Genomic DNA, 22,145 nt, shown 5'->3' on the forward strand with positions numbered 1-22,145 from the left:
TAAGCCTTAAATTTTTCTATGGAGCAAACTAATTTTCCTATTACCCATTGGTCCGAAGACGACAAACCACGTGAAAAACTTATGCTTAAAGGCAGGGTAGCGTTGAGCGATGCTGAATTGATTGCTATATTAATTGGTTCGGGCAGTAGGAACGAATCCGCAGTGGAGTTGAGTAAAAAAATTCTGAAAAGTGTTGAGGGAAATCTTAATGCTTTGGGTAAATTATCAATTTCACAGCTAATCCAATTTAAAGGAATAGGAGAGGCCAAGGCAATTTCTATTATTTCAGCATTAGAACTAGGAAGACGTAGAAGAGCTGAAGAGGCAGTTGAATTAATTAAGATTACTTCAAGTAAAATGATTTTTGAAATCATGCAGCCTATTATTGGAGAATTACCGCACGAAGAATTTTGGATTATTTATTTAAACAATTCGAATAAAATTCTTTCTAAATCGCAATTGAGTAAGGGTGGAATCACAGGGACTTTAGTTGACGTACGAATTGTATTTAAAGCCGCTTTGGAATTTGGGGCGACAGCATTGATATTATGCCATAACCATCCTTCGGGCACCTTAATTCCGAGTGATGCCGACAAGCATATAACTAAAAAATTAAAATTAGCAGGCGAAAGTTTAGAGATAAAAGTTCTCGACCATTTGATTGTGACTGAGAATAATTATTTTAGCTTTGTCGATGAAGGAATTTTTTAAAAAAGGTAGTGATGAAAATTGATAATATAAAAGATGTTTTTTTTGATTTAGATCATACCCTTTGGGATTTTGATAAAAACTCCGAAATAACTTTTGCGAATATCTTTAAAAGGAGCCATCCCGCAATTGAAATTAAAACGTTTATCGAGAAATATGTTCCTATCAATCAAGCTTGTTGGAAGTTGTATCAGTACGATAAGATTTCTCATCAGGAATTGCGTTATAATAGATTGAAACATTCTTTTGATGCGTTGAATTATACAATTTCTGATGAAGACATAGATTTGATTTCGGTTGAGTATATTCAGTTTTTACCAGATAATAATCATCTTTTTGACGGTACTATAGAGGTGTTGGATTACCTAAACGAAAATTACAATTTGCATATTATCACTAATGGTTTTGCTGATGTGCAATCCAAAAAAATAAGTAATTCAAATTTATCTAATTATTTCGATACAATTACAAATTCGGAAATGGCTGGTGTTAAGAAACCAAATTCTATCATATTTGATTATGCTTTAAACTTAGCTAAAGCCAAAAAAGAAACGAGTATAATGATAGGGGATTCACTGGAAGCAGATGTTCAGGGTGCATTGGATTTTGGGCTTGACGCTATTTTTTTTAATGAAAATAAAGTTGACGCAGCACCATATATTAAACAAATTAATCATTTATTAGATCTTAAAAATTACTTGTAAATTTTGAGATAAACACAGCTGAAATTCGACACGAACACGAATGAAGATGTGCCATTTTACCAAGAAATTATAATTCAATAAATAACTTTTTATGAAAAAACAAATTCTTTTTCTATTCCTTCTTGTTTCAAGCCTTGGAATCGCCCAATCTGTAAATGATTACTCAGCAGTTATTGTGCCTTTAAAATATGATTTTTTAAGTGTTGAGAATGCGTATCGTTTAAACACAATTTCCAAGTATAATATTCAAAAAGCAGGTTTTGAAGCTTTTTATGTTTCTGAAATTGCTGAAAATGTAATAGGAGATAAATGTGATTTATTATATCTTGATGTAGAAAAAGAAAGTGGCTTACTGACTACTAAACTTTTTGTACTACTTAAGGATTGTAATGGGAAAGTAGTTTTTCAATCAAATGTTGGGAAAAGTAAGGAAAAAAGTTATGATGAAGCCTACCGGGAAGCATTAAACGATGCCTTTTTATCTATTTATAAATTGAATTATAAATACAATGGCAATTCTAATAAAAATGAAATTAAAAAGGAGCTTGTCGAAGTTAAGGTTAAGGATGAAAAGGTGAAAGTAGAGAGCAGTGTTCTTGTCAGCTCAGATTTATTGTCAGTTGAGAAAATAATTAATGGATACATATTAATAGATTCTCAATCCTCTAAAGTAGTCTTGAAAATGTATAAAACTTCTAATGACAACATTTTTATAGGACAATCCAAAACTAAAAACGGAGTTGTAATCATAAAAGGAGACAATGCTACTTTTGAATATTATGAAAACGATAAATTAATTACGGATAAATTAAACTTTAAGTTATAAAAAAGCTGTCTGAATTAATAGACTAATAACCATATTTACCCTTCCATCTGTTTTTTAAGAACTCGCGTGTGGTGTTTTCTCTTGAGTTATTTCCGGGGATATACAAAGGCGTGTTGCTTACAGCGTCAGGTAGAAATTCCTGTTCTGCAAAATTATTCGCGAAATCATGAGAATATTTATACTCTTCACCATAGCCTAATTCTTTCATTAGTTTTGTTGGTGCATTGCGTAGATGAATAGGAACGGGCAAATCACCAGTTTGTTTTACCAGTTGCTGTGCACTACCAATAGCTAAATAAGACGCATTACTCTTAGGAGATGTGGCAAGATAAATTGCACATTGACTTAAGAGAATTCGGCTTTCGGGATATCCTATGGTTGTAACTGCCTGAAAAGTATTGTTAGCCATTATCAGTGCCGTAGGATTTGCATTTCCTATGTCTTCACTAGATAATATTAACATACGTCGTGCAATGAATTTCACATCTTCACCACCTTCTATCATTCTGGCTAGCCAATAGACAGCTCCGTTTGGGTCACTCCCACGTATTGATTTTATAAAAGCTGAAACTATATCGTAATGCTGTTCTCCACTTTTGTCATATAAAACCGTGTTTTGTTGCACTAATGCAAATACGCGTTCATTGGTGATGATAATTTCATCTTCAGAGGATGCATTTACGACAAGTTCAAAGATATTTAATAGCTTACGTCCATCTCCGCCAGAAAGGCGCAACAACGCCTCTGTTTCACTTAGTTTTATGTTTTTCGAAGCTAAAAAGCTATCTTTTGTCATAGCGCGTTGTAAAAGAGATTCTAAATCTTCTTTTGTAAATGCGTTTAAAATATACACCTGACATCTGGATAGTAAAGCTGGAATAACTTCAAAACTTGGGTTTTCTGTAGTTGCTCCAATAAGAGTTATCCATCCTTTTTCTACAGCGGCTAATAAAGAGTCCTGTTGTGATTTACTAAAACGATGAATTTCGTCAATAAATAAAATTGGGTTTTTAGAAGTAAAAAGTCCGCCACTTTGTTTAGCTTTATCAATAACATCTCTAATGTCTTTTACCCCAGAATTTATTGCGCTCAAAATATAAAAAGGACGTTTCGATTCTTGTGCGATAATTTGGGCTAGAGTCGTTTTCCCCGTTCCTGGAGGTCCCCATAATATTAATGAAGGGATTATTCCTTTAGCGATTTGTTGTGTCAGAGAACCATTTGGCCCTATCAAATGGGATTGACTGATGTATTCTTCTAGTTTTTGAGGACGTATGCGTTCTGCTAAAGGTGCTTCCATATTGCAAAATTACTGTTTTTTATTAAAAGCTAATTCAGCATCACATATTATCTTCTTTGAAATTGTAGTTTATGATTTAGGCGAATTCTTCTTTAAATAGAAGCCTTATATTTTATGCTATGACAAAATTGCATTAAATTGTCTTTGGTTACATATTTGTTATGTATTTATTATTAATTTAATTGTTTAAAATCAAAGAAATACTAAATGGATAAAAATTTTAAATTCACAAATGCTGTAGTTGGACTTCCACTTTTTTTTGTGTTGTTTCTATGGTTTATTTATTGGCTTGAAATCCGTTTTGATTTTGATTTTGTTACAAATGGAGTTTTTCCCAGGACATTTTCAGGGTTACAGGGAATTATATTTAGTCCATTTATTCATTCTGATATTGATCATCTTTATAATAATTCCATCCCGCTTTTAGTTTTATTAGCTGCTTTACAGTTTTTTTATGCTAAGGAATCTCTTTATGTTATTTGTTATGGAATTTTATTTTCAGGTTTTTTAACCTGGGTTATAGGGAGATCAAATTATCATATTGGGGCAAGTGGTTTGATATATGTATTAGTGAGCTTTATCTTTTTTAAAGGGATCTTGACAAGATATTATCGACTGGTTGCTTTGTCACTTACTGTTATTATGTTATACGGAGGAATGGCTTGGTATGTTTTTCCCGAAGTAGATAATGCCGTTTCCTGGGAAGGCCATCTTTCAGGATTTATAGTGGGTTTTGTCTTTGCCTTTATGTTTAGGACACCTGAATATAAGAAAGTAATTAAATACGATTGGGAACAGCCAGATTATAATCCTTTGGAAGATAAATTTATGCAGCGATTTGATAAAAATGGAAATTTCGTGAATTTGCCTCCTGTTATTGAAGTAGAAAATGGGTTTTCTACTTATTATACTTCAAGTTGTTCTGTGGGTTATTGTATAATTCCAAATAAAGAAAATGATTTAGATACTGATAATTAATTCTCTTCAAGTTTTTTATTATTGCTATATAAAGTTTTATAGAAGGAAACTTGTGTGTTGTTCTGGGTTTTATTTTGTTTTAAATTTTATTATTTTCCAAAAAAAAAACAGTTACAAGATTTAACTTGTAACTGTTTTGAAATATTAATATATCATCTAAAATAAAATTTTGAATTCTCTAGATGAAATATATTTTTGTATTAATTTGGATTTTGAACAATGTTAGGGTTAGCATTTATTTCCGATCTTGGTAAAAGCCATTGCCATCTTTTGTCTCCTGCTGGAATACTCATTACAAGTGCAACTGAAGCAATATGGTTAGAAGTAGTAGCTGGTACTGTAGTAGGACCAACTCTGTCTAAAGGAGAGTCAGTTCTTTTTAAATCGTAAAATCTAAATCCTTCACCCCATAATTCAATTCTTCTGTGTAAGTAAATCTCATTTAATAAAGTTTGTCCTGTAGAAGTAGATTTTACATATGCAGGATTTCTTGTTGTAATTAAATTGAATAAAATTTGAGAAGCAGTAGCGTCATTCATTTTTGCTTTTGCTTCAGCTTCAATTAGGAACATTTCAGCAATACGCATATAAGGAACATCACATCTACTGTCTCCTGTACTTACCGCAAGGAATTTTTGGCTAGTATATGGAAATTTAACAGCAGTTGAAACTAAAGTAATATTTGGGTGCTGTCCTGTTTTGCTAAAAATTGTTGAACGCACATCAGTAGCAGGGAAAGGATCTAAAAGTTTATTAAAGATTGCTTTTGGACAAGAACGAATTACAGTTGAACTGAAGTTTCTTGACATATATGCGCCAAAATTCGCAAAAGATTCTGATTGAAGTTCATTCACGAAACTTCCCCACATCCATTCTGAATTAGTGTAAGAATTGAATCCTGAAGTGTAAGCAGTTGTACTCATTAGAGATTTTCCTGCTCTTGCAAGTATTGCGTTTGCAGATGCTACTGGCCAGTTTTGTTGAACTAAAGCAACACGAGCTTTTAATCCTTGTGCAACTCTTAAATCTAAGTGAGAGTTGTTTGGTTTAGTATATCCAACTAATAAAGCTAAAGCATCGTCAATATCTTTGTTGATTTGCTTATATACTTCTTCAACTGTAGCACGAGGTAATTGTTCGTTAGACACTTTTAATACAAGAGGTATACCTAACTGGTTGTTTGGTATTGCAGTTGCATCATATCTTTTTCCGTACAATTGCACTAATTGGAAATGACTAAACGCACGATATAATAAAGCTTGACCTTTAATTATTTTTTTGTCTGCATCTGATCCTGATGCTACATCTACAGCTTCTAATATAGTATTTGCATTTCTGTTTATTCTATAAAAAGTTCTGTATGGGAAAGCAACATCTTGTGAGTTTTCATTGCTTAGGTTATTCCAATTGTATACTCCTAAAAACCAACCGTTAGATATTGGGTAAACAATGTCTTCACCAGCAATATCTACTTGTTGCATACATCCTGCAATACCAGTTTCGTTTTGTCCTTCATATCTAATATAAAGTGATCTGTGGACTCCGTTTAATAAAGAGAATAAATTTGCTGTTGTAGAAGTTGCTGATTCGAAATCTACAAACTCCGTAGGTTTTTTCACTAAGAAATCTTCTGAACACGAGCTTAATGACAGTATCGATAATACCACCAATAAAATTGTTTTGTTAAGTGTTTTCATGATATTGTATTAAAAGTTTAAATTGATTCCTAATGAAATAGTTCTTGATGGTGAGAATCTATTTTGTGTAGTTCCATTAAAATTCGCTTGAGGGTCCATTCCTTTGCTTTTAGTGAATAACGCTATGTTTTCCCCATTAATATAAAACTTAGCTGCATCAATTTTTAATTTCGAAATTGCGTTTGTTGGTAAGTTGTATGATAACGAAACTTGTCTTAAAGATAAGTAATCTGAATCTACTAACCAACGATCAGAAGCTGCATTATGTTGAGCACTTCTAGCAATGTTTAATACTGGAACATTAGTAATGTCACCTGGTTTTTGCCATCTGTTTAAGGCGTCAATGTGTAAAGCAGAACCATAGCTGTTACCTGAATGCATTAAAGCAGCATAGTTAGAATCGTAAGTTTTCCCTCCTAATTGGTATGTAAATAATACATCCATCTGGAAGCCTCCAATTTTAAAAGTATTCGTGAAACTACCAAACAAATCAGGTAAAGACGAACCATTGTATTGGTATAACGCTTTGTTTTGATTTGTTGTAACATTAACTCCATTTACTGTTCTTGAATCAGTATCAGTAGGTGTTGTTAATAATGGATCAACGATATATAAAGCAAATCCATCAGTTGGATCTACACCATACCAAGTTCTTAACCAATAGTCGTAAATAGAACTTCCTACTGAATATTTTTTAGTACCAGTAATAATTTCTTTTTGTGGTAATGCAGTTATTTCATTTTTAATCGTAGAAGCATTGATGTTTATGTTCCATGAGAATTCTTTTGTTTTTACAATCATTCCATCTAATGAAACTTCAAATCCTTGATTAAACATAGATCCAATGTTTTCAGTTTTAGAATCTAATCCTGAAGAAACTGGTACAGGTACGTTAAAAATCAATCCGTCAGTTGTTCTGTTGTAGTATTCTACAGAACCTCTTAATCTATTTCCAAAAAAAGCAAAATCTAGAGCGACGTCTTTTTGAGTGTTTTTTTCCCATTTTAGATTAGGAGCTCCTTGATCATTAGTTAAAATTCCAACTTCGCTGGCATTATTTAATCCTAATGAAAATGTTGGGGCACCTATGTAATAATTCAAACCACCATAGCTAATATGAGAATCATTACCTACTTCTCCTACAGAAGCTCTGAATTTTAAATCATTTATCCAAGATTGTTTTTCAAGAAAAGATTCTTTTCCTAAGTTCCATGCAGCACCTACAGAGTAGAAATTACCCCATTTGTTAGCTTCAGCAAACTTTGAAGAACCATCTCTACGTACAGAAGCAGATAAAATATATCTTTCATTATAATCATACCCTACACGAGAGAAATAGGATTCAGTAGCATAATTTCTTGTATATGAATTTAATGTAGATACCGTAAGATAGTTGATAAATTCATTATTGTTAGGTACACCTTGTCCTCTTTTTGAACCAAAAATGTAATTATACTCATAATCAAAACTTTCATGTCCAGCTAATGCGCTGAAATTATGATTTTTTATGCTTTTACTATATTCAAGTAATTGATTAAATGTAATTCCTGTAGTGATAGTGTTAGTTCGAGATGCATATCCATCAGGAGCACCATCTCCAATCAATGTGTTCCAAAAAACATTATTGTTGAAATGAGTACCGTCATATGCAAAGTTAGTAGTGAATTTAAAGTCTTTTAGGAATTTAAACTCTAAATACGTACGTCCATTTACAGCAAGTCCTTTGTCTCTATTTTCATTATTTAATGTTTCGTAAATAACGTTTCTTCCGTTTGATGCACTTGATCCACGTAAATCTGAATATCTTGGTGTTCCATTTGCATTAAGCAATATCGCTCCAGTTGTCGGATTGTGACTAAACACAGGATATATAGGACCCATATAACGAATAGTACGGAATGGATTATTGAATGAAGTAGAGTTTGCCGCTCCGTCAACTGCTTGATTTGAATCAGTAAAAGTTGCTGCTAGATTTACACCTGTTTTAAATGATTCATTAAGTTTAGTGTTCACATTTAAACGTGCTGTAGTTCTTTGGAAATCAGAGTTCAAAATAGCTCCTTCTTCATTTAAATTTCCTAAGGAAACAAAATAATTAGTTTTTTCTGTTTTTCCTTGGTAAGAGAAATCAATATTTCTTCTAACACCAGCTCTTTGTAGTTGTCTTTCCCAATCTAAATCATCTGCATATAAAAGTTGTGCATCTGGGTTTAATTTTCCGTTAGCATCAAATAAATTTGCATTAGTTACATTAAAAGGATTGTTAACTAAATCTATAGGAGTTCTAGTTGAAGCAAAAGCATTAGCTGTAGCTAATAATGCAGGTGTACTCATAGGTCTACTGTTTCTGATAGCTTCCCATGTTAATGGGTAGTATTGAAAAGCATTAACTCTTTCATATTCAGGAATTGATCTTGTAGAAAGACCAGTACTCATATTCAATGTGAATTTGTCTTTTGCTGCAGTTCCTTTTTTAGTAGTAATCATTACTACTCCGTTTGCTGCTTTAGATCCATAAAGAGATGTTGAAGCTGCATCTTTTAATATTGTCATACTTTCAACATCAGCTGCGTTAATGTTGTTTATGTCACCTGAAAAAGGCACTCCGTCAACAACGTAAAGAGGTGTGTTTGAGCCACTAATAGAACTAAAACCTCTAATCCTAACTGCTGGTTGAGAACCTGGTTGCCCTGATCCACTTTGAATTTGAACACCTGAAACGGCACCTTCAATTCCAGAAAGAATATTGGTTACAGCTCTGTTTTCCAGTTTTTCTCCTTTAATGGCAGTGGCTGAACCTGTGTAAGAAGATTTTTTAGCTTTACCATAGGCAATAACTACTACTTCATCAATAGCTACTGCACTAGATTGCATTGTAACATTTATTGAATTAGAATTTGCAATAGTTAATGTTTTTGTTTCCAATCCAACAAAGGATAGAATCAAAACATCTCCTGTTTTTGCATTGATAGAATATTTTCCATCAAAATTTGTTTGAACACCGTTTGATGTTCCTTTTACTTTTACATTTACTCCAGTCAGAGGTTTCCCTTCATTGTCTGAAACAACCCCAGTTATGGTTTTGTTTTGAGCAAATGTGATTTGCGTCATTAGTACTACCAATAGTACTAAAAAGCCATTAAATTTTAGTTTCATATAATATGATTTGAATTAGTGCGCCAAATATCACAACTATTTGTTAAATAAACAATAGGTATATTTTGTTTTTGTCTTTATTTTTAACGCTTGAATAAGTTATTTTAAGGTGATAAGTTTGTTTGGAATGTTAAAAACGTATTATAAAGTCAGTATATACCTTAAAAAAGCATATTTAATTAATATTATTTTTTTGTTTTTCTTAATTTGGTGTCAAAACAAAATATTTTAAAATGACTTAAAATGTTATAAAAAACCGTGATTCCAAATTAAAACAACAACTATTGTTTTTTAAGTTAAAAAATTATTGTGGCTTTTGTAGATTTCAAGGTATAAAGCAGGGTATGCACTTCAAAAACAGATCCCTTTTTTAGAGTTTTGTTTAAGTTATAGGTGTTGATTTATGTTTTGCTTAAAAAAAATGTTCTCATAACAAAAAAAATGAATCAAAACCGGAGTCTTAATTCATTTTAATAGAATGTTATTTCAATTCGTTTATTTTTTAAAAGAAAGCCAGAGATTAACTTCTTTGTCTCACCGCTTCATAAAGAAATGCTCCACACGCAACGGATACATTTAATGATCCAATTGTTCCGTACATAGGCAGTTTTGCTTTTTCATCCACAATCTTAAGTACAGATGGGTTTACTCCGCGATCTTCAGATCCCATTATAATTGCTACAGGTTCATTTAGATTTATGTCGTATATGTTTTGATCTGTTTTTTCAGTGGCAGCAACTGTTTTTATACCGCTTGCTTGCAAAAGAAAAATAGCGTCTTTAATATGTTCTACTTTGCAAATAGGAATGTTAAATACTGCTCCAGCTGATGTTTTAACCGTATCTCCGTTTACAGGTGCTGAACCTGATTTTTGGACAATAATCCCATTTACACCTGTACACTCAGCAGTTCTAATAATTGCTCCAAAATTACGTGCGTCAGAAATTTGATCTAAAATTAAGAATAATGGTTTTTTTCCGTTCTCAATAACAGTTTCAATAAGTGACTCTAAATCAAAAAAGGAGATAGGGGAGATGCTTGCTACGGCACCTTGATGGTTATTTGGTGTAAGTCTATTTAGCTTTTCAACTGGTACATAAGAAAAGTTGATGTTTCCTCTCTTCATCACTTTCATTAAGTCTTTCATTAGTTCGCTACTCGCTTCCTTTTGAATGTAAACTTTATCAACTGTTGCGCCCGCTTGAATTGCCTCAATAATAGCTCTAATCCCAAATATTTGATGTTCTTTTTCCATGGTGCAAATATATAAAAAAAAACCACCACTATTTAAAGTGATGGTTTTTTAGATATTGTAATCCTTTATTAGTTGTTTACTGGTGTTTTAGTAACAATTGTTGGGATAGGTTTCGGTGTATTAGGATTAGCATTAATCTCAACTTGTGGGTATAAAAACCTTTGAGGAGTACCTGCATTTCCTGCTTTTAATTGAATACCTGCTAAATTGTTAGTTCTACCAAAGTCAGTGAAACCTTCAAATGATCCAATAAAATAAATATATCTTTCTTGGTATATTTCTCTTAATAAAGCATTTTGATTAGAAAGACTTCCAGATACATTTTCCATTCCTGCAATTGCAAAATCAAGAGCGTCATATGGTAAGTATCTAAATGATTCGCCATAATAACCCGCATTGTCAATACCAATAGAATAACCAGTATTTAATAATGCTCTATAATTATTGTAAGATGTTAATCCTGTTACAAATGATGTTCTAGCATCTGCTTCTGAAATAATTAATAACATTTCACCATAAGTTACTAATGGCATAGATGTACTAGTTCCAAATCTTCCGTCTGGTTCACCCCAGTCAAATTGACTGTTAATGTTCATTTCATATATCGGGAAATAATACCATCCCGGTAAATATGTGTACAAAAATCTTGCAGATTCATCCGTTTTTGCGTTACCTCTGTATAAAGCATTAGATGGATCTAATATTCTAGCAGCATAACCGTCACCTGACATATAATCATCTCTGTCGTAAACTAAAAATGAATAAAAAGGATTGAAACTTTGTCCGTATGAATTACCGAACTTAGCTTTGAAATCACCTGAAGGATTGCTAATACCTAAAACTGCATTTGCTTTAGCACTAGGGTAATTTTTAACGTGAAGATAAAATTTTGCTTTAAGTGAATAAGCTAACTTTATCCATTTAGCAGCATCACCTTCATAGTAAATGTCTTTACCGCTTGGGATTCCTTTTCCAGTTGTAGCTTGCAAATTAGTGATCGCTTGATCTAATAAAGTTTGCATTTTAGCATAAATAGATGCCTGAGTATCATATTTAGGAGTAAGGTTTTTACCAGTAATGTCAATCTCAGAATAAGGAGCGTCACCCCATAGTGAAGTTACAGTACCCATACAGTGTGCTTCAATAACTTGAGCAGCACCTTTTAATCTTGGGTTTAGTTCTTTACCAGCTTTTTCTTGAGTGATTTTAGCTTGAGTAATACAGTTTACATAAGCATTATTCCAACTATCGTCAAATTCTGACGCAGTTGTATTGTTCCAGTTATTTAAGGAAACATATTGTCTATTCTCACCATTTGCTTGGTTTAACCAAAGCATGGCATTTCTTGTAGTCGAACTAGTTTGAAAAAACTGATTAGCCAAAAGTACTCCTTGGAATAAATTTGTAGCATCAGAATCTGTCAAGTTGTCTGGATCTACATTCATGTCTTCAACAAAACTTGTACAACTAAAAACTGATGCAATAAGTAAGCAAAGACTCGCTTTTTTTATAAAAATATTTTTCATTTTTTTAGAATTTTAAGTTTACGCTAAATATTAAAGATTTAGTGTTTGGACTGTTGAAATATTGTAATCCTCTTCCGTTAGATCCTCCAGTTAGGTTAGTTTCAGGATCTTGACCTAGATCTTTAGCTTCTGTCCATAACCATAAGTTTCTACCTGTTCCTGAGAAAGTGATACTTTCAACTCCTACTTTACTATCTTTTAATTTTAATGAATATGAAAGTGTTAACTCTCTCCATTTAACCCAAGAAGCAGATTTAATAAATTGCTCACCTACTGGACCAAATCCACCACCTAAACTTTGGTACCATGATTGATCTAATAATACTGGACCAGCTCCAAAGTCTCTAATGTTACCTCTAATTGTTCCAACTGGAATAGTACTTCCAGAGTAATTTTTTAATGGTGTAGTTAAAGTAGCTTCATTTGCAGTTTCCCATGTTCTACCAAAGTTGTTTAATGCTCCATTCGTACCATCCCATAAGTCACCTCCAATAGAAGCATCAAATAAAGTGCTTATTTTAAAGTTTTTGTATGAAATAGATGTTCCGATAGCACCTCTCCAATCTGGATTAGGATCTCCAATTACACCTTCTGAATTAGCTACAGTTGGGAAACCGTTAGCGTCTAATATCATTTTTCCGGTTGTGTCTCTGTCAAATTGACCTCCCCAAAGAACTCCTAAAGGTTGACCTAATACTGCACGAGAAGACGAACCTGTAAATCCGTTTAAGAATAAAGATTCAGTTCCTTCTAATTTAGTTACTTTGTTTCTGTTTCTACTCCAGTTTCCAAAAACATTCCATTTAATAGCTGAAGTAGACGATAATAAATTAGCGTCAAATTCAATTTCTAGACCTTTGTTTTCAATTGTAGCAAAATTTCCATATATACTACTGTAAGTTGAACTACCGTTTAATGGCACATCTACTAATAAATCTTTAGTTTCATTTGAGTAATATGTAGCATTTATTTTAACATTGTTAAAAAATTCTAAATCTGCACCTACTTCAAATTCTGTTTTGATTTCAGGCTTCAAATTTGGATTACCAGCTGTACCAGATCTTTGGAATGAACCATTGTAAACACCTGAATCATATGCAGGACCCCATCCTTCAGCACCTACAGCTGAGTTGAAATAAGTAACTCCAGAATATGGTCTTGGGATAGAAGCAATTTGACCGAATGTTAATCTTAATTTACCGTCTGTAAGTATTTTGCTATCCATGTCTTTTGTGAACTTGTATGCAAATTCAGCAGTTGGGTAGAAATATACTTTCAAATTTGGATCGTAAGAAGAAGATGTCTCTAAACGTCCACCTACAGTTAAGAATAAATAATTTTTATAATCAAAAGCTGTAGAGAAATAAGCACCGCTTAATCTTGAGCTTGTTCTGTTTAAAAATGTTGTTTTATCAACGATTAGTGCATTGTCATATGAAAACGCATTGTTGTCTAATAAGAAGTTTTTATAAGTACCACCTCTTGAGTCATAACTTGATTGAGCAAAGTTTATACCTGTTAAATAGTTTAAACCTATGTTTTCGCTAATGTTAACATCTCCTAATGCAATAAAATCAACATTGTATTGTTGGAAATCAGTTACGCTTTCTGTAGCATTACCGTTTCCACCATTTTCTGCTGAGTTTTTAGGAAACATACTGATTCTCTTGTCACTATATCCATCTAAACCTAGTCTTCCAACTAATGTTAACCATTTGTTCACATCATGTTTTAATTCAAAACCTGCAACATAACGGTCTACCGTGTTAGGGTTTTTTTGAACATTTGTAGTCCATAATGGGTTGTTATAACTTGGATTTGAATCTCCATCGTACGTACCAACATCTTGTCTGTATGCTCTATGGCTATTAAAAGAGGGTACTCCGCTTCTAAAATTTGTTCCGATATAATCTCTGTTGTCAAAATCTGCAGGAGATCTGTATAATCCTAAGAATAATCCAGCTAAATTAGATCCCTGTTGTGTTCTGTTTGAGTTGATAGAAGAATATCCAAATTTACTTTTAAAGCTTGTTTTTTCACCTATTTTTGATTCAGATGAGAAGTCAATACTTGTTCTTTCGTAATCTGCATTTCTAACAACACCTTCTTGGTTTGTGTTTCCTATTCCTAAATAAAAGTTAGTGTTGTCTCCACCACCACTAATACCAATATGATTGTCAATGTTGTAACCATCTCCTAACACTGAATCCATATTAGAATCATTGAAATTTGCTGTACTTCTTTTTCCGCCTGTAGCAATTGGATAAATAGTAGCTCCACCTTGAGAAACAAAATATTGTCCAGAAGTGTCAAAAACGTCTAATCCACCTGCTCTTGTAGCAATTTTATCCCCGTATGAATTCGCATTGTTTTTTCTCCAAGAACCATTTAATCCTTGTCCAAAACGATCTTGAAGTTCCATTCTTACGTTAACCTTATCGAATGATACGCTAGAGTTAATATCCACAGATATTTTTCCTCTTTTACCTTTTTTTGTTGTAATAAGAATTACACCATTAGATGCTCTATATCCCCAAAGTGCTGCAGCTGAAGCTCCTTTTAGAACTTGTACTGATGCAATGTCGTTAGGGTTGATGTCATTTAATCTACTTTGTTGTCCTACCCCAGCAGTTCCTCCACCAAGTTCGTCATTTGTAACTGGGTTACCATCAATAACGTAAAGCGGTTGAGTTGATCCTGTAATAGAGTTTTGACCTCTAATTTGTACGTATGCTCCTGATCCTGGATCTCCAGAGTTAGATACGATACTTACACTTGAAGCTTTAGCAGATAAACTTTTCAATACAGATGTTTCACCTGAATTTTTAAGTACATCCCCTTTTACTTTAGAATAAGATGAAGCACTTTGGTTTTTTTTAACCTCGATACCAAGTACGTTAATCACAACTCCTTCAAGTTCGAAAGCGTCATCCTTCATTTTCACTTTAAGGTTTGTTGATGATGCGTTCATTTCTTGGGTTTTCATACCAATGTAGCTAAAAATCAAGACTTGGCTTGATGTTGCATTGATGGTGAATTTACCATCGAAATCAGTTTGGGCTCCGGTTTTGGTTCCTTTAACTAATACACTCACACCTGGTAAAGGCATTCCTGCATTATCAGAAACAACACCCGAAACGGCTCTCTCTTGCGCAAAAGTTAGTTGCGCCACTAGTACTAATAATAGTACTAAGAATCCATTGAACTTTAGTTTCATTTTTAATTATTTTGAATTAGTTTCACAAAACTCTTAATAATATGTTAACAATCCTAATATTTGAAACTCTTTTTTTTATATGTATCTAAAATTTAACATTATAACATAATTGTATAATTGTGTTATAAAATTTAATTTTTTGACCTTCTTTGCTTCCGTTTGCTGCTGATAAATTTAGTAAGCCGCTTTTTGTTTTTATTCCCATTCCGATCCCTAGCCCTAATAATGTTTTGTTGTTGTCTTTTTTATCTATTATTGTTGGGTCGTATGATATGCTGTAATCCGTGATAGTATGGACATATGTATTGGAGGATAAAATGTATCGGTATTCTGTAGAAAGGGCGTATAGAAAATTTGCTTGAAGGCTGTTTTCCTCAAACCCTCTAATTGAATTAATTCCGCCAAAGCGAATAAGTTCATTTGTTAAGTAGTTGTCGCTTTTTAAGTAGTGTAATTGACTATTTATATTGATTATGTTTTTGTTGTTTAAATGAAAATTATGTATTCCTTGTAGGTTTATGAAGTATTGATTGTTTGTTGGGGTCGAATTTTGTGTTTGATTTCTTTTTCCTGTTCCTGTTGTTATAGTATAGCTTGTTTCTGTGGGGAATAACGGGTTTGTGTTGTCAGTTTTTAAGTAGATCAACTTTGATGTGATAAATTTGTTTTTAAAGTCGCTTATGTTATTGTTGTTTGTGTTTTGAATATCGCTTGATTCGGTTGTTTGGTATCCGAGGTAAAGTCTAGTGTTGTAATTTAAGAAATAACTTATGTCTAATTCTGTTTTTGTGTTTTGAAAAACGGTGTCTTGTTTGAAAATGTTTATCTGTGCTTTTAGTCCTATTGGACTTTTAAATAGATAGGGTATTTCAATATTTGATCTAAATATTTTTTGTTTATTACCGTCGCTTTTCCAAAACAATGAAAATTGTTCGCCTGCTTTTAATGTGTTTTTAAGTGTTAAGTCTAAGTAGCCTTTGAATTCTATTTTATTGCTTTCGTTATTCCCGAAGCCAATGAAACCATCAAAATTATTTGCTTTGCTTTTTTTTAGATAGATGTAGACTTTGGTGCTATCTTTTGTGAATAATATTTCTGGATATTTTGTTTGCCTTACAAAACCTAAATTTTCAAAATCGTCATGAATTTCTTTTGTAATTTTTTTATTAAAAGTTTTGTTTTTGTATTTACGATTGATTTGCGCTAAATGCCCTTTCGGAAAATTCAGATTTCTTTCATTTAGAATAATTGCATTTAATTTTCTCAAATTGTTTGTTTCAATTATTAAATCTGCTAAGAGAATATTTTTTTGTTTTTTTATATTCTCCAGTTTGAGTTTAGCTAGAGAGAATCCTTTTTGTTCTAGCTTTTTTAAATTTTCGTTTAAAAAAGTTTCGATTTGTTGAAAAGCTATTTTAATTGTGTCCTTTTTTGTTTCGAATATGTTTAAATCTTCATTAGTTTTATTGTTACCTATATATATATGTACGCTTTTTATTTTTACTCCTAATTTTATTTTGGCGTAAAAAGAGGAGTCGTTTGTTTTGTTATTTTCTGTAATTTGGTTTTCAATATATCCTGTTTTCGTGAGTTTTTGAGCTAGTTTGTTAATTTCCTCTTTTATGGATTTTGCGTTTTTGTGTATCTGGGTATAGTTTAAGGAGTCTATGGTTTTATTTTCAACTTGGTTACTTCCTTCTATTTTTAAGCGTATATTTTGGGCTGTGCATTGCAGGTTTATTGTAAATATTAATATATATATGAGGATTTGTTTCAATGGAATTTTATGTTTGATGTGTGTATTGCAAATATCTTATTTTTTGTTAAGAATCAAATGTATAAATAATCTTGTTGAAAATTAATGGATTAACGTTTGTAGAGTAAAAAATAAGTTATACATTTGCAACCCCGTAAAAAGCGGGAATTTAATATACATAATAAATTTTTAGTATTAATTATGCCAACAATTCAACAATTAGTAAGAACAGGAAGAACTCAGATAACTAAGAAGAGTAAATCGGTTGCTTTAGATTCTTGTCCTCAAAGAAGAGGGGTTTGTACGCGTGTTTACACTACAACACCTAAAAAACCAAACTCTGCAATGCGTAAAGTAGCGCGTGTACGTTTGACAAATGGTAATGAAGTAAATGCCTACATCCCTGGAGAAGGACACAATTTACAAGAACACTCGATAGTATTAGTTAGGGGTGGAAGGGTAAAAGATTTACCAGGAGTTAGATATCACATCGTTCGTGGTGCGCTTGATACGTCAGGAGTAGCAGGAAGAACGCAAAGGAGATCTAAGTATGGTGCTAAACGCCCAAAAGAAGCAAAAAAGTAATTTAAAACGTTGCGCTTAAAGATGTGATTTATTGCATTCAATTAGGTGTGGCATTTTATTAAAAAAAAGACATGAGAAAAAGAGCGGCAAAGAAAAGACCACTTTTACCAGATCCAAGGTTTAATGACCAATTGGTAACACGTTTTGTGAACAACTTAATGTGGGATGGTAAGAAATCGACAGCTTTTAAAGTATTTTATGATGCAATTGACATTATAGAATCAAAAAAGCAAGATGCAGAAAAATCATCATTAGAAATATGGAAAGATGCTTTAACAAACGTTATGCCTCACGTAGAAGTACGTAGTCGTAGAGTTGGTGGTGCTACATTCCAGATTCCAATGCAAATTAGACCAGATAGAAAAATTTCTTATGCGATGAAGTGGTTGATACTTTATTCTAGAAGAAGAAATGAGAAATCTATGGCTCAAAAATTAGCATCAGAATGTTTAGCTGCGGCTAAAGAAGAAGGTGCTGCTGTTAAGAAAAGAATGGATACTCACAAAATGGCAGAAGCTAACAAAGCTTTCTCTCACTTTAGATTTTAATTCATAAGAAATGGCTAGAGACTTAAAATATACAAGAAACATTGGAATCGCTGCTCACATTGATGCTGGTAAAACAACAACAACAGAGCGTATTCTTTTTTATACTGGTAAATCACATAAAATTGGTGAAGTACACGATGGTGCTGCAACAATGGACTGGATGGCTCAAGAGCAAGAAAGAGGTATTACAATTACATCTGCAGCGACTACTTGTGAGTGGAATTTCCCAACTACGCAAGGTAAGCCGTTACCGGAAACATTGCCTTACCACTTTAATATTATTGATACTCCTGGACACGTTGACTTTACAGTTGAAGTAAACCGTTCATTACGTGTTCTTGATGGTTTAGTTTTCTTATTTAGTGCTGTTGATGGTGTTGAGCCACAATCAGAAACTAACTGGAGGCTAGCTGATCAATACAGAGTTCCACGTATTGGATTCGTTAATAAAATGGATAGACAAGGATCTAACTTTTTGATGGTATGTCAACAAGTAAGAGATATGTTGAAATCTAATGCTGTTGCAATCACTTTGCCAATTGGTGAAGAAAATGATTTCAAAGGTGTGGTAGACTTGGTGAAAAACCAAGCTATTGTATGGCATGAAGAAGGTTTAGGAGCTACATATGATATTGTGCCTATTCCTGAAGACATGCTTGAAGAGGTTAAAGAATACAGATCTATTCTTATCGAAGCAGTTGCTGATTATGATGAGAATTTGCTTGAAAAATTTATGGAAGATGAAAACTCTATTACTGAGGAGGAAATCAACATAGCTTTAAGAGCGGCTGTTATGGATATGGCTATCATTCCTATGATTGCTGGTTCTTCTTTCAAAAATAAAGGTGTTCAATTCATGTTAGATGCGGTATGTAAATACTTACCATCTCCAATGGACAAAGACGGGATTGAAGGAATTCATCCTGATGATGCTGAATTATTAGAAGAAGATCAAGTTAAAATTTTACGTAAACCAGATGTAAAGGAGCCATTCGCTGCTTTGGCATTTAAGATCGCTACTGACCCATTCGTTGGACGTTTGGCTTTCTTCCGTGCTTATTCTGGACGTTTAGATGCGGGTTCTTATGTTTTGAACACTCGTTCAGGAAATAAAGAAAGAATATCTCGTATTTACCAAATGCATGCTAACAAGCAAAACCCAATCGATTATATCGAAGCAGGTGATATTGGAGCGGCAGTAGGATTTAAGGATATCAAAACTGGAGATACATTGTGTGATGAAAAACACCCAATAATTCTTGAGTCAATGAAATTCCCTGCACCGGTAATTGGTATTGCAATTGAGCCTAAAACTAAAGCTGACGTTGATAAAATGGGTATGGCTTTAGCTAAATTAGCTGAAGAGGATCCTACATTTACTGTTAGAACTGATGAAGCTTCGGGTCAAACTATTATCTCTGGTATGGGTGAGCTTCACTTAGATATCTTAGTTGATAGAATGCGTCGTGAATTTAAAGTTGAAGTGAACCAAGGTGAGCCTCAAGTTGAATACAAAGAAGCTTTTACAAAAGTTGCTCAACACAGAGAAACATACAAGAAACAATCTGGAGGTCGTGGTAAATTCGGTGATATCGTATTTAAACTAGAGCCTGCTGAAGAAGTTGACGGTAAGGCTGCTGTAGGTTTGCAATTTGTGAATGCGGTAAAAGGTGGTAACGTTCCTAAAGAATATATCCCTTCTGTTGAAAAAGGTTTCAGAGAAGCTATGAAAACAGGTCCTTTAGCAGGATACCAGGTTGATAGTTTGAAAGTAACTTTATTAGATGGGTCTTTTCATCCAGTCGATTCTGATGCACTTTCTTTTGAACTTGCAGCTAGAATGGGGTACAGAGAAGTAGCTAAAGCTGCTGGAGCTGTAATTCTTGAGCCAATCATGAAAATGGAAGTTATTACACCAGAAGAAAACATGGGAGATATCGTTGGAGATATTAACCGTCGTAGAGGTCAGGTTAATGACATGGGTGACAGAGCTGGTGCTAAAACCATCAAAGCAGATGTGCCATTATCAGAAATGTTTGGTTATGTAACAACGTTAAGAACACTTTCATCAGGTAGAGCAACTTCAACAATGGAATTCTCTCACTATGCTGAAACACCTTCTAATATTTCAGAAGCAGTTATCAAAAAAGCAAAAGGAAACGCTTAATCTTTAAGAAAATGAGTCAAAAAATCAGAATAAAACTAAAATCTTACGATCACATGTTGGTAGACAAGTCTGCTGAGAAGATCGTAAAAACGGTAAAAAGTACCGGTGCAGTAGTAACAGGACCAATTCCATTACCAACTCACAAAAAACTTTTCACAGTACTACGTTCTCCACACGTTAACAAAAAAGCTAGAGAGCAATTCGAAGTAATGTCATACAAGAGATTGATCGACATTTATTCATCTTCATCAAAAACTATTGATGCATTGATGAAACTTGAATTACCTTCTGGAGTTGAAGTAGAGATCAAAGTTTAAGTAGCTTACTAGTAAGAAAAGGGCACAATATTTAGGTGGAAAATATTTTTTTGGTTTGTATGTAAATAAGTTATACTTTTGCAACACTTTAAAAAAATAGGATTCGCTTAAATGTTGTGTTCTATATTTATATTTAATAATTAATAATTAATAATTATGTCTGGGTTAATTGGTAAAAAAATCGGCATGACTAGCATCTTTGATGAAAACGGGAAGAATATTCCTTGTACAGTAATCGTAGCTGGTCCATGTGTTGTTACCCAAGTCAGAACCAAAGCGGTTGACGGGTACGAAGCGTTGCAACTTGGTTTCGATGACAAGAACGAGAAACATTCCACAAAAGCGGCTTTAGGTCACTTTAAAAAAGCGGGAACTGTAGCTAAGAAAAAAGTCGTTGAATTCCAAAATTTTGCAACTGAACAAAAACTAGGGGATCTTATAGATGTTTCTATGTTTGTTGAAGGAGAATTTGTAGATGTACAAGGTGTGTCTAAAGGTAAAGGTTTTCAAGGGGTTGTTAAACGTCACGGTTTTGGTGGTGTTGGACAAGCAACTCACGGTCAACACAACCGTTTAAGAGCGCCAGGTTCTGTAGGGGCTTCTTCTTATCCATCTAGAGTATTCAAAGGAATGCGTATGGCTGGACGTATGGGAGGGGAAAATGTAAACGTTCAAAACCTTAGAGTTTTAAAAGTAGTTGCTGAAAAGAATCTACTTGTTATAAAAGGATGTATTCCTGGATGTAACAACTCTTATGTAATCATTCACAAGTAATGGAAGTAAAAGTATTAGATTTCAACGGAAAAGATACTGGAAGAAAAGTTCAACTTTCTGATTCAGTATTCGCAATTGAGCCAAATAATCACGCAGTATATCTTGATGTTAAACAATATTTAGCAAATCAAAGACAAGGGACGCATAAAGCTAAAGAAAGAGCTGAAGTTACTGGAAGTACGCGTAAGATTAAAAAGCAAAAAGGAACAGGTACAGCTCGTGCTGGTAGTATTAAAAACCCTTTGTTCAAAGGTGGAGGAAGAGTTTTTGGACCAAGACCAAGAAGTTATTCATTCAAATTGAATAAAAGCTTGAAGCGTTTGGCTAGAAAGTCAGCTTTCTCAATTAAAGCAAAAGAGTCAAATATAATTGTACTTGAAGATTTTAATTTTGAAACGCCAAACACTAAAAATTTCATTAACGTTTTGAAAGCTTTAGAGTTAGAAAATAAAAAATCACTATTTGTGTTGGGTGATACGAATAAAAATGTATATTTGTCGTCACGCAATTTAAAGGCAGCTAATGTTGTAAGTAGCTTAGAATTAAGCACTTACGCTATATTAAACGCTAATAATTTAGTGCTTTTGGAGAGTTCTTTGGAAGTAATTGAAGAAAATTTAAGTAAATAATA

General features: G+C 33.1%; 17 protein-coding genes. 10 read left to right on the forward strand and 7 right to left on the reverse strand.

All coding sequences use genetic code 11. From position 1 onward, the window contains the following. Positions 1-18 precede the first annotated feature (18 nt). From radC to FLAK523_RS06510, 3 genes are all read left to right on the forward strand, one after another. The gene (gene radC / locus FLAK523_RS06500; RefSeq protein ID WP_248907697.1) at positions 19-711 is read left to right on the forward strand and encodes a DNA repair protein RadC; all 693 of its coding nucleotides are present in this window, start codon (positions 19-21) and stop codon (positions 709-711) included. A gap of 11 nt (positions 712-722) precedes the next feature. Beyond that, the gene (locus FLAK523_RS06505; protein WP_248907698.1) at positions 723-1,412 is read left to right on the forward strand and encodes a YjjG family noncanonical pyrimidine nucleotidase; all 690 of its coding nucleotides are present in this window, start codon (positions 723-725) and stop codon (positions 1,410-1,412) included. 91 nt (positions 1,413-1,503) lie between these two features. Next, positions 1,504-2,238 (forward strand): hypothetical protein, encoded by a 735-nt coding sequence (locus FLAK523_RS06510; RefSeq protein WP_248907699.1) that lies wholly within the window; start codon positions 1,504-1,506, stop codon positions 2,236-2,238. A 22-nt stretch (positions 2,239-2,260) separates the two neighbouring features. Here FLAK523_RS06510 and FLAK523_RS06515 read toward each other — a convergent pair whose 3' ends face one another. Continuing rightward, positions 2,261-3,538 carry a replication-associated recombination protein A gene (locus FLAK523_RS06515; RefSeq protein WP_248907700.1) on the reverse strand — a complete coding sequence of 426 codons (1,278 nt, stop codon included), beginning with the start codon at positions 3,536-3,538 and terminating at the stop codon, positions 2,261-2,263. A gap of 207 nt (positions 3,539-3,745) precedes the next feature. Between FLAK523_RS06515 and FLAK523_RS06520 the strand changes: the two genes are divergently transcribed. Beyond that, the gene (locus FLAK523_RS06520; RefSeq protein WP_248907701.1) at positions 3,746-4,516 is read left to right on the forward strand and encodes a rhomboid family intramembrane serine protease; all 771 of its coding nucleotides are present in this window, start codon (positions 3,746-3,748) and stop codon (positions 4,514-4,516) included. Between the two features lie 200 nt (positions 4,517-4,716). Here the strand turns inward: FLAK523_RS06520 and FLAK523_RS06525 are convergent, their stop codons facing one another. The 6 genes from FLAK523_RS06525 to FLAK523_RS06550 all read right to left on the reverse strand — a co-directional run bounded on the left by FLAK523_RS06525 (position 4,717) and on the right by FLAK523_RS06550 (position 17,144). Beyond that, positions 4,717-6,213, reverse strand: a complete 1,497-nt coding sequence (locus FLAK523_RS06525) for a RagB/SusD family nutrient uptake outer membrane protein (protein ID WP_248907702.1) — start codon at positions 6,211-6,213, stop codon at positions 4,717-4,719. A 9-nt stretch (positions 6,214-6,222) separates the two neighbouring features. Beyond that, positions 6,223-9,369 (reverse strand): TonB-dependent receptor, encoded by a 3,147-nt coding sequence (locus FLAK523_RS06530; protein WP_248907703.1) that lies wholly within the window; start codon positions 9,367-9,369, stop codon positions 6,223-6,225. 520 nt (positions 9,370-9,889) lie between these two features. Then, positions 9,890-10,624 (reverse strand): 23S rRNA (guanosine(2251)-2'-O)-methyltransferase RlmB, encoded by a 735-nt coding sequence (gene rlmB / locus FLAK523_RS06535; protein WP_248907705.1) that lies wholly within the window; start codon positions 10,622-10,624, stop codon positions 9,890-9,892. 68 nt (positions 10,625-10,692) lie between these two features. After that, the gene (locus FLAK523_RS06540) at positions 10,693-12,150 is read right to left on the reverse strand and encodes a SusD/RagB family nutrient-binding outer membrane lipoprotein (protein ID WP_248907707.1); all 1,458 of its coding nucleotides are present in this window, start codon (positions 12,148-12,150) and stop codon (positions 10,693-10,695) included. Positions 12,151-12,154: 4 nt separating this feature from the next. Next, positions 12,155-15,367, reverse strand: coding sequence for a SusC/RagA family TonB-linked outer membrane protein (locus FLAK523_RS06545; protein WP_248907709.1), 3,213 nt, complete (start codon positions 15,365-15,367; stop codon positions 12,155-12,157). An 85-nt stretch (positions 15,368-15,452) separates the two neighbouring features. Beyond that, entirely contained in the window at positions 15,453-17,144 is a 1,692-nt protein-coding gene (locus tag FLAK523_RS06550; RefSeq protein WP_248907711.1) for a hypothetical protein, read from the reverse strand. 180 nt (positions 17,145-17,324) lie between these two features. Here FLAK523_RS06550 and rpsL point away from each other — a divergent pair, with 180 nt between their 5' ends. From rpsL to rplD, 6 genes are all read left to right on the forward strand, one after another. Further along, positions 17,325-17,708 carry a 30S ribosomal protein S12 gene (gene rpsL / locus FLAK523_RS06555; protein WP_007136570.1) on the forward strand — a complete coding sequence of 128 codons (384 nt, stop codon included), beginning with the start codon at positions 17,325-17,327 and terminating at the stop codon, positions 17,706-17,708. Between the two features lie 71 nt (positions 17,709-17,779). Beyond that, positions 17,780-18,256: a 30S ribosomal protein S7 gene (gene rpsG / locus FLAK523_RS06560; RefSeq protein WP_007136569.1), complete on the forward strand. Its 477-nt coding sequence runs from the start codon at positions 17,780-17,782 to the stop codon at positions 18,254-18,256. A gap of 10 nt (positions 18,257-18,266) precedes the next feature. Beyond that, positions 18,267-20,423, forward strand: coding sequence for an elongation factor G (gene fusA, locus FLAK523_RS06565; protein ID WP_248907714.1), 2,157 nt, complete (start codon positions 18,267-18,269; stop codon positions 20,421-20,423). A gap of 11 nt (positions 20,424-20,434) precedes the next feature. Next, positions 20,435-20,740: a 30S ribosomal protein S10 gene (gene rpsJ / locus FLAK523_RS06570; protein WP_011963470.1), complete on the forward strand. Its 306-nt coding sequence runs from the start codon at positions 20,435-20,437 to the stop codon at positions 20,738-20,740. Positions 20,741-20,896: 156 nt separating this feature from the next. Continuing rightward, a complete protein-coding gene (gene rplC, locus FLAK523_RS06575; protein WP_248907716.1) occupies positions 20,897-21,514 on the forward strand; it encodes a 50S ribosomal protein L3 in 618 nt (205 codons plus the stop codon). Continuing rightward, a complete protein-coding gene (rplD, locus tag FLAK523_RS06580) occupies positions 21,514-22,143 on the forward strand; it encodes a 50S ribosomal protein L4 (protein WP_248907718.1) in 630 nt (209 codons plus the stop codon). The genes rplC and rplD overlap by 1 nt, the downstream gene beginning before the upstream one ends. The last annotated feature ends 2 nt before the right edge of the window (positions 22,144-22,145 follow it).

It is taken from the genome of Flavobacterium sp. K5-23 (assembly GCF_023278045.1).
Classification (GTDB): Bacteria; Bacteroidota; Bacteroidia; order Flavobacteriales; family Flavobacteriaceae; genus Flavobacterium.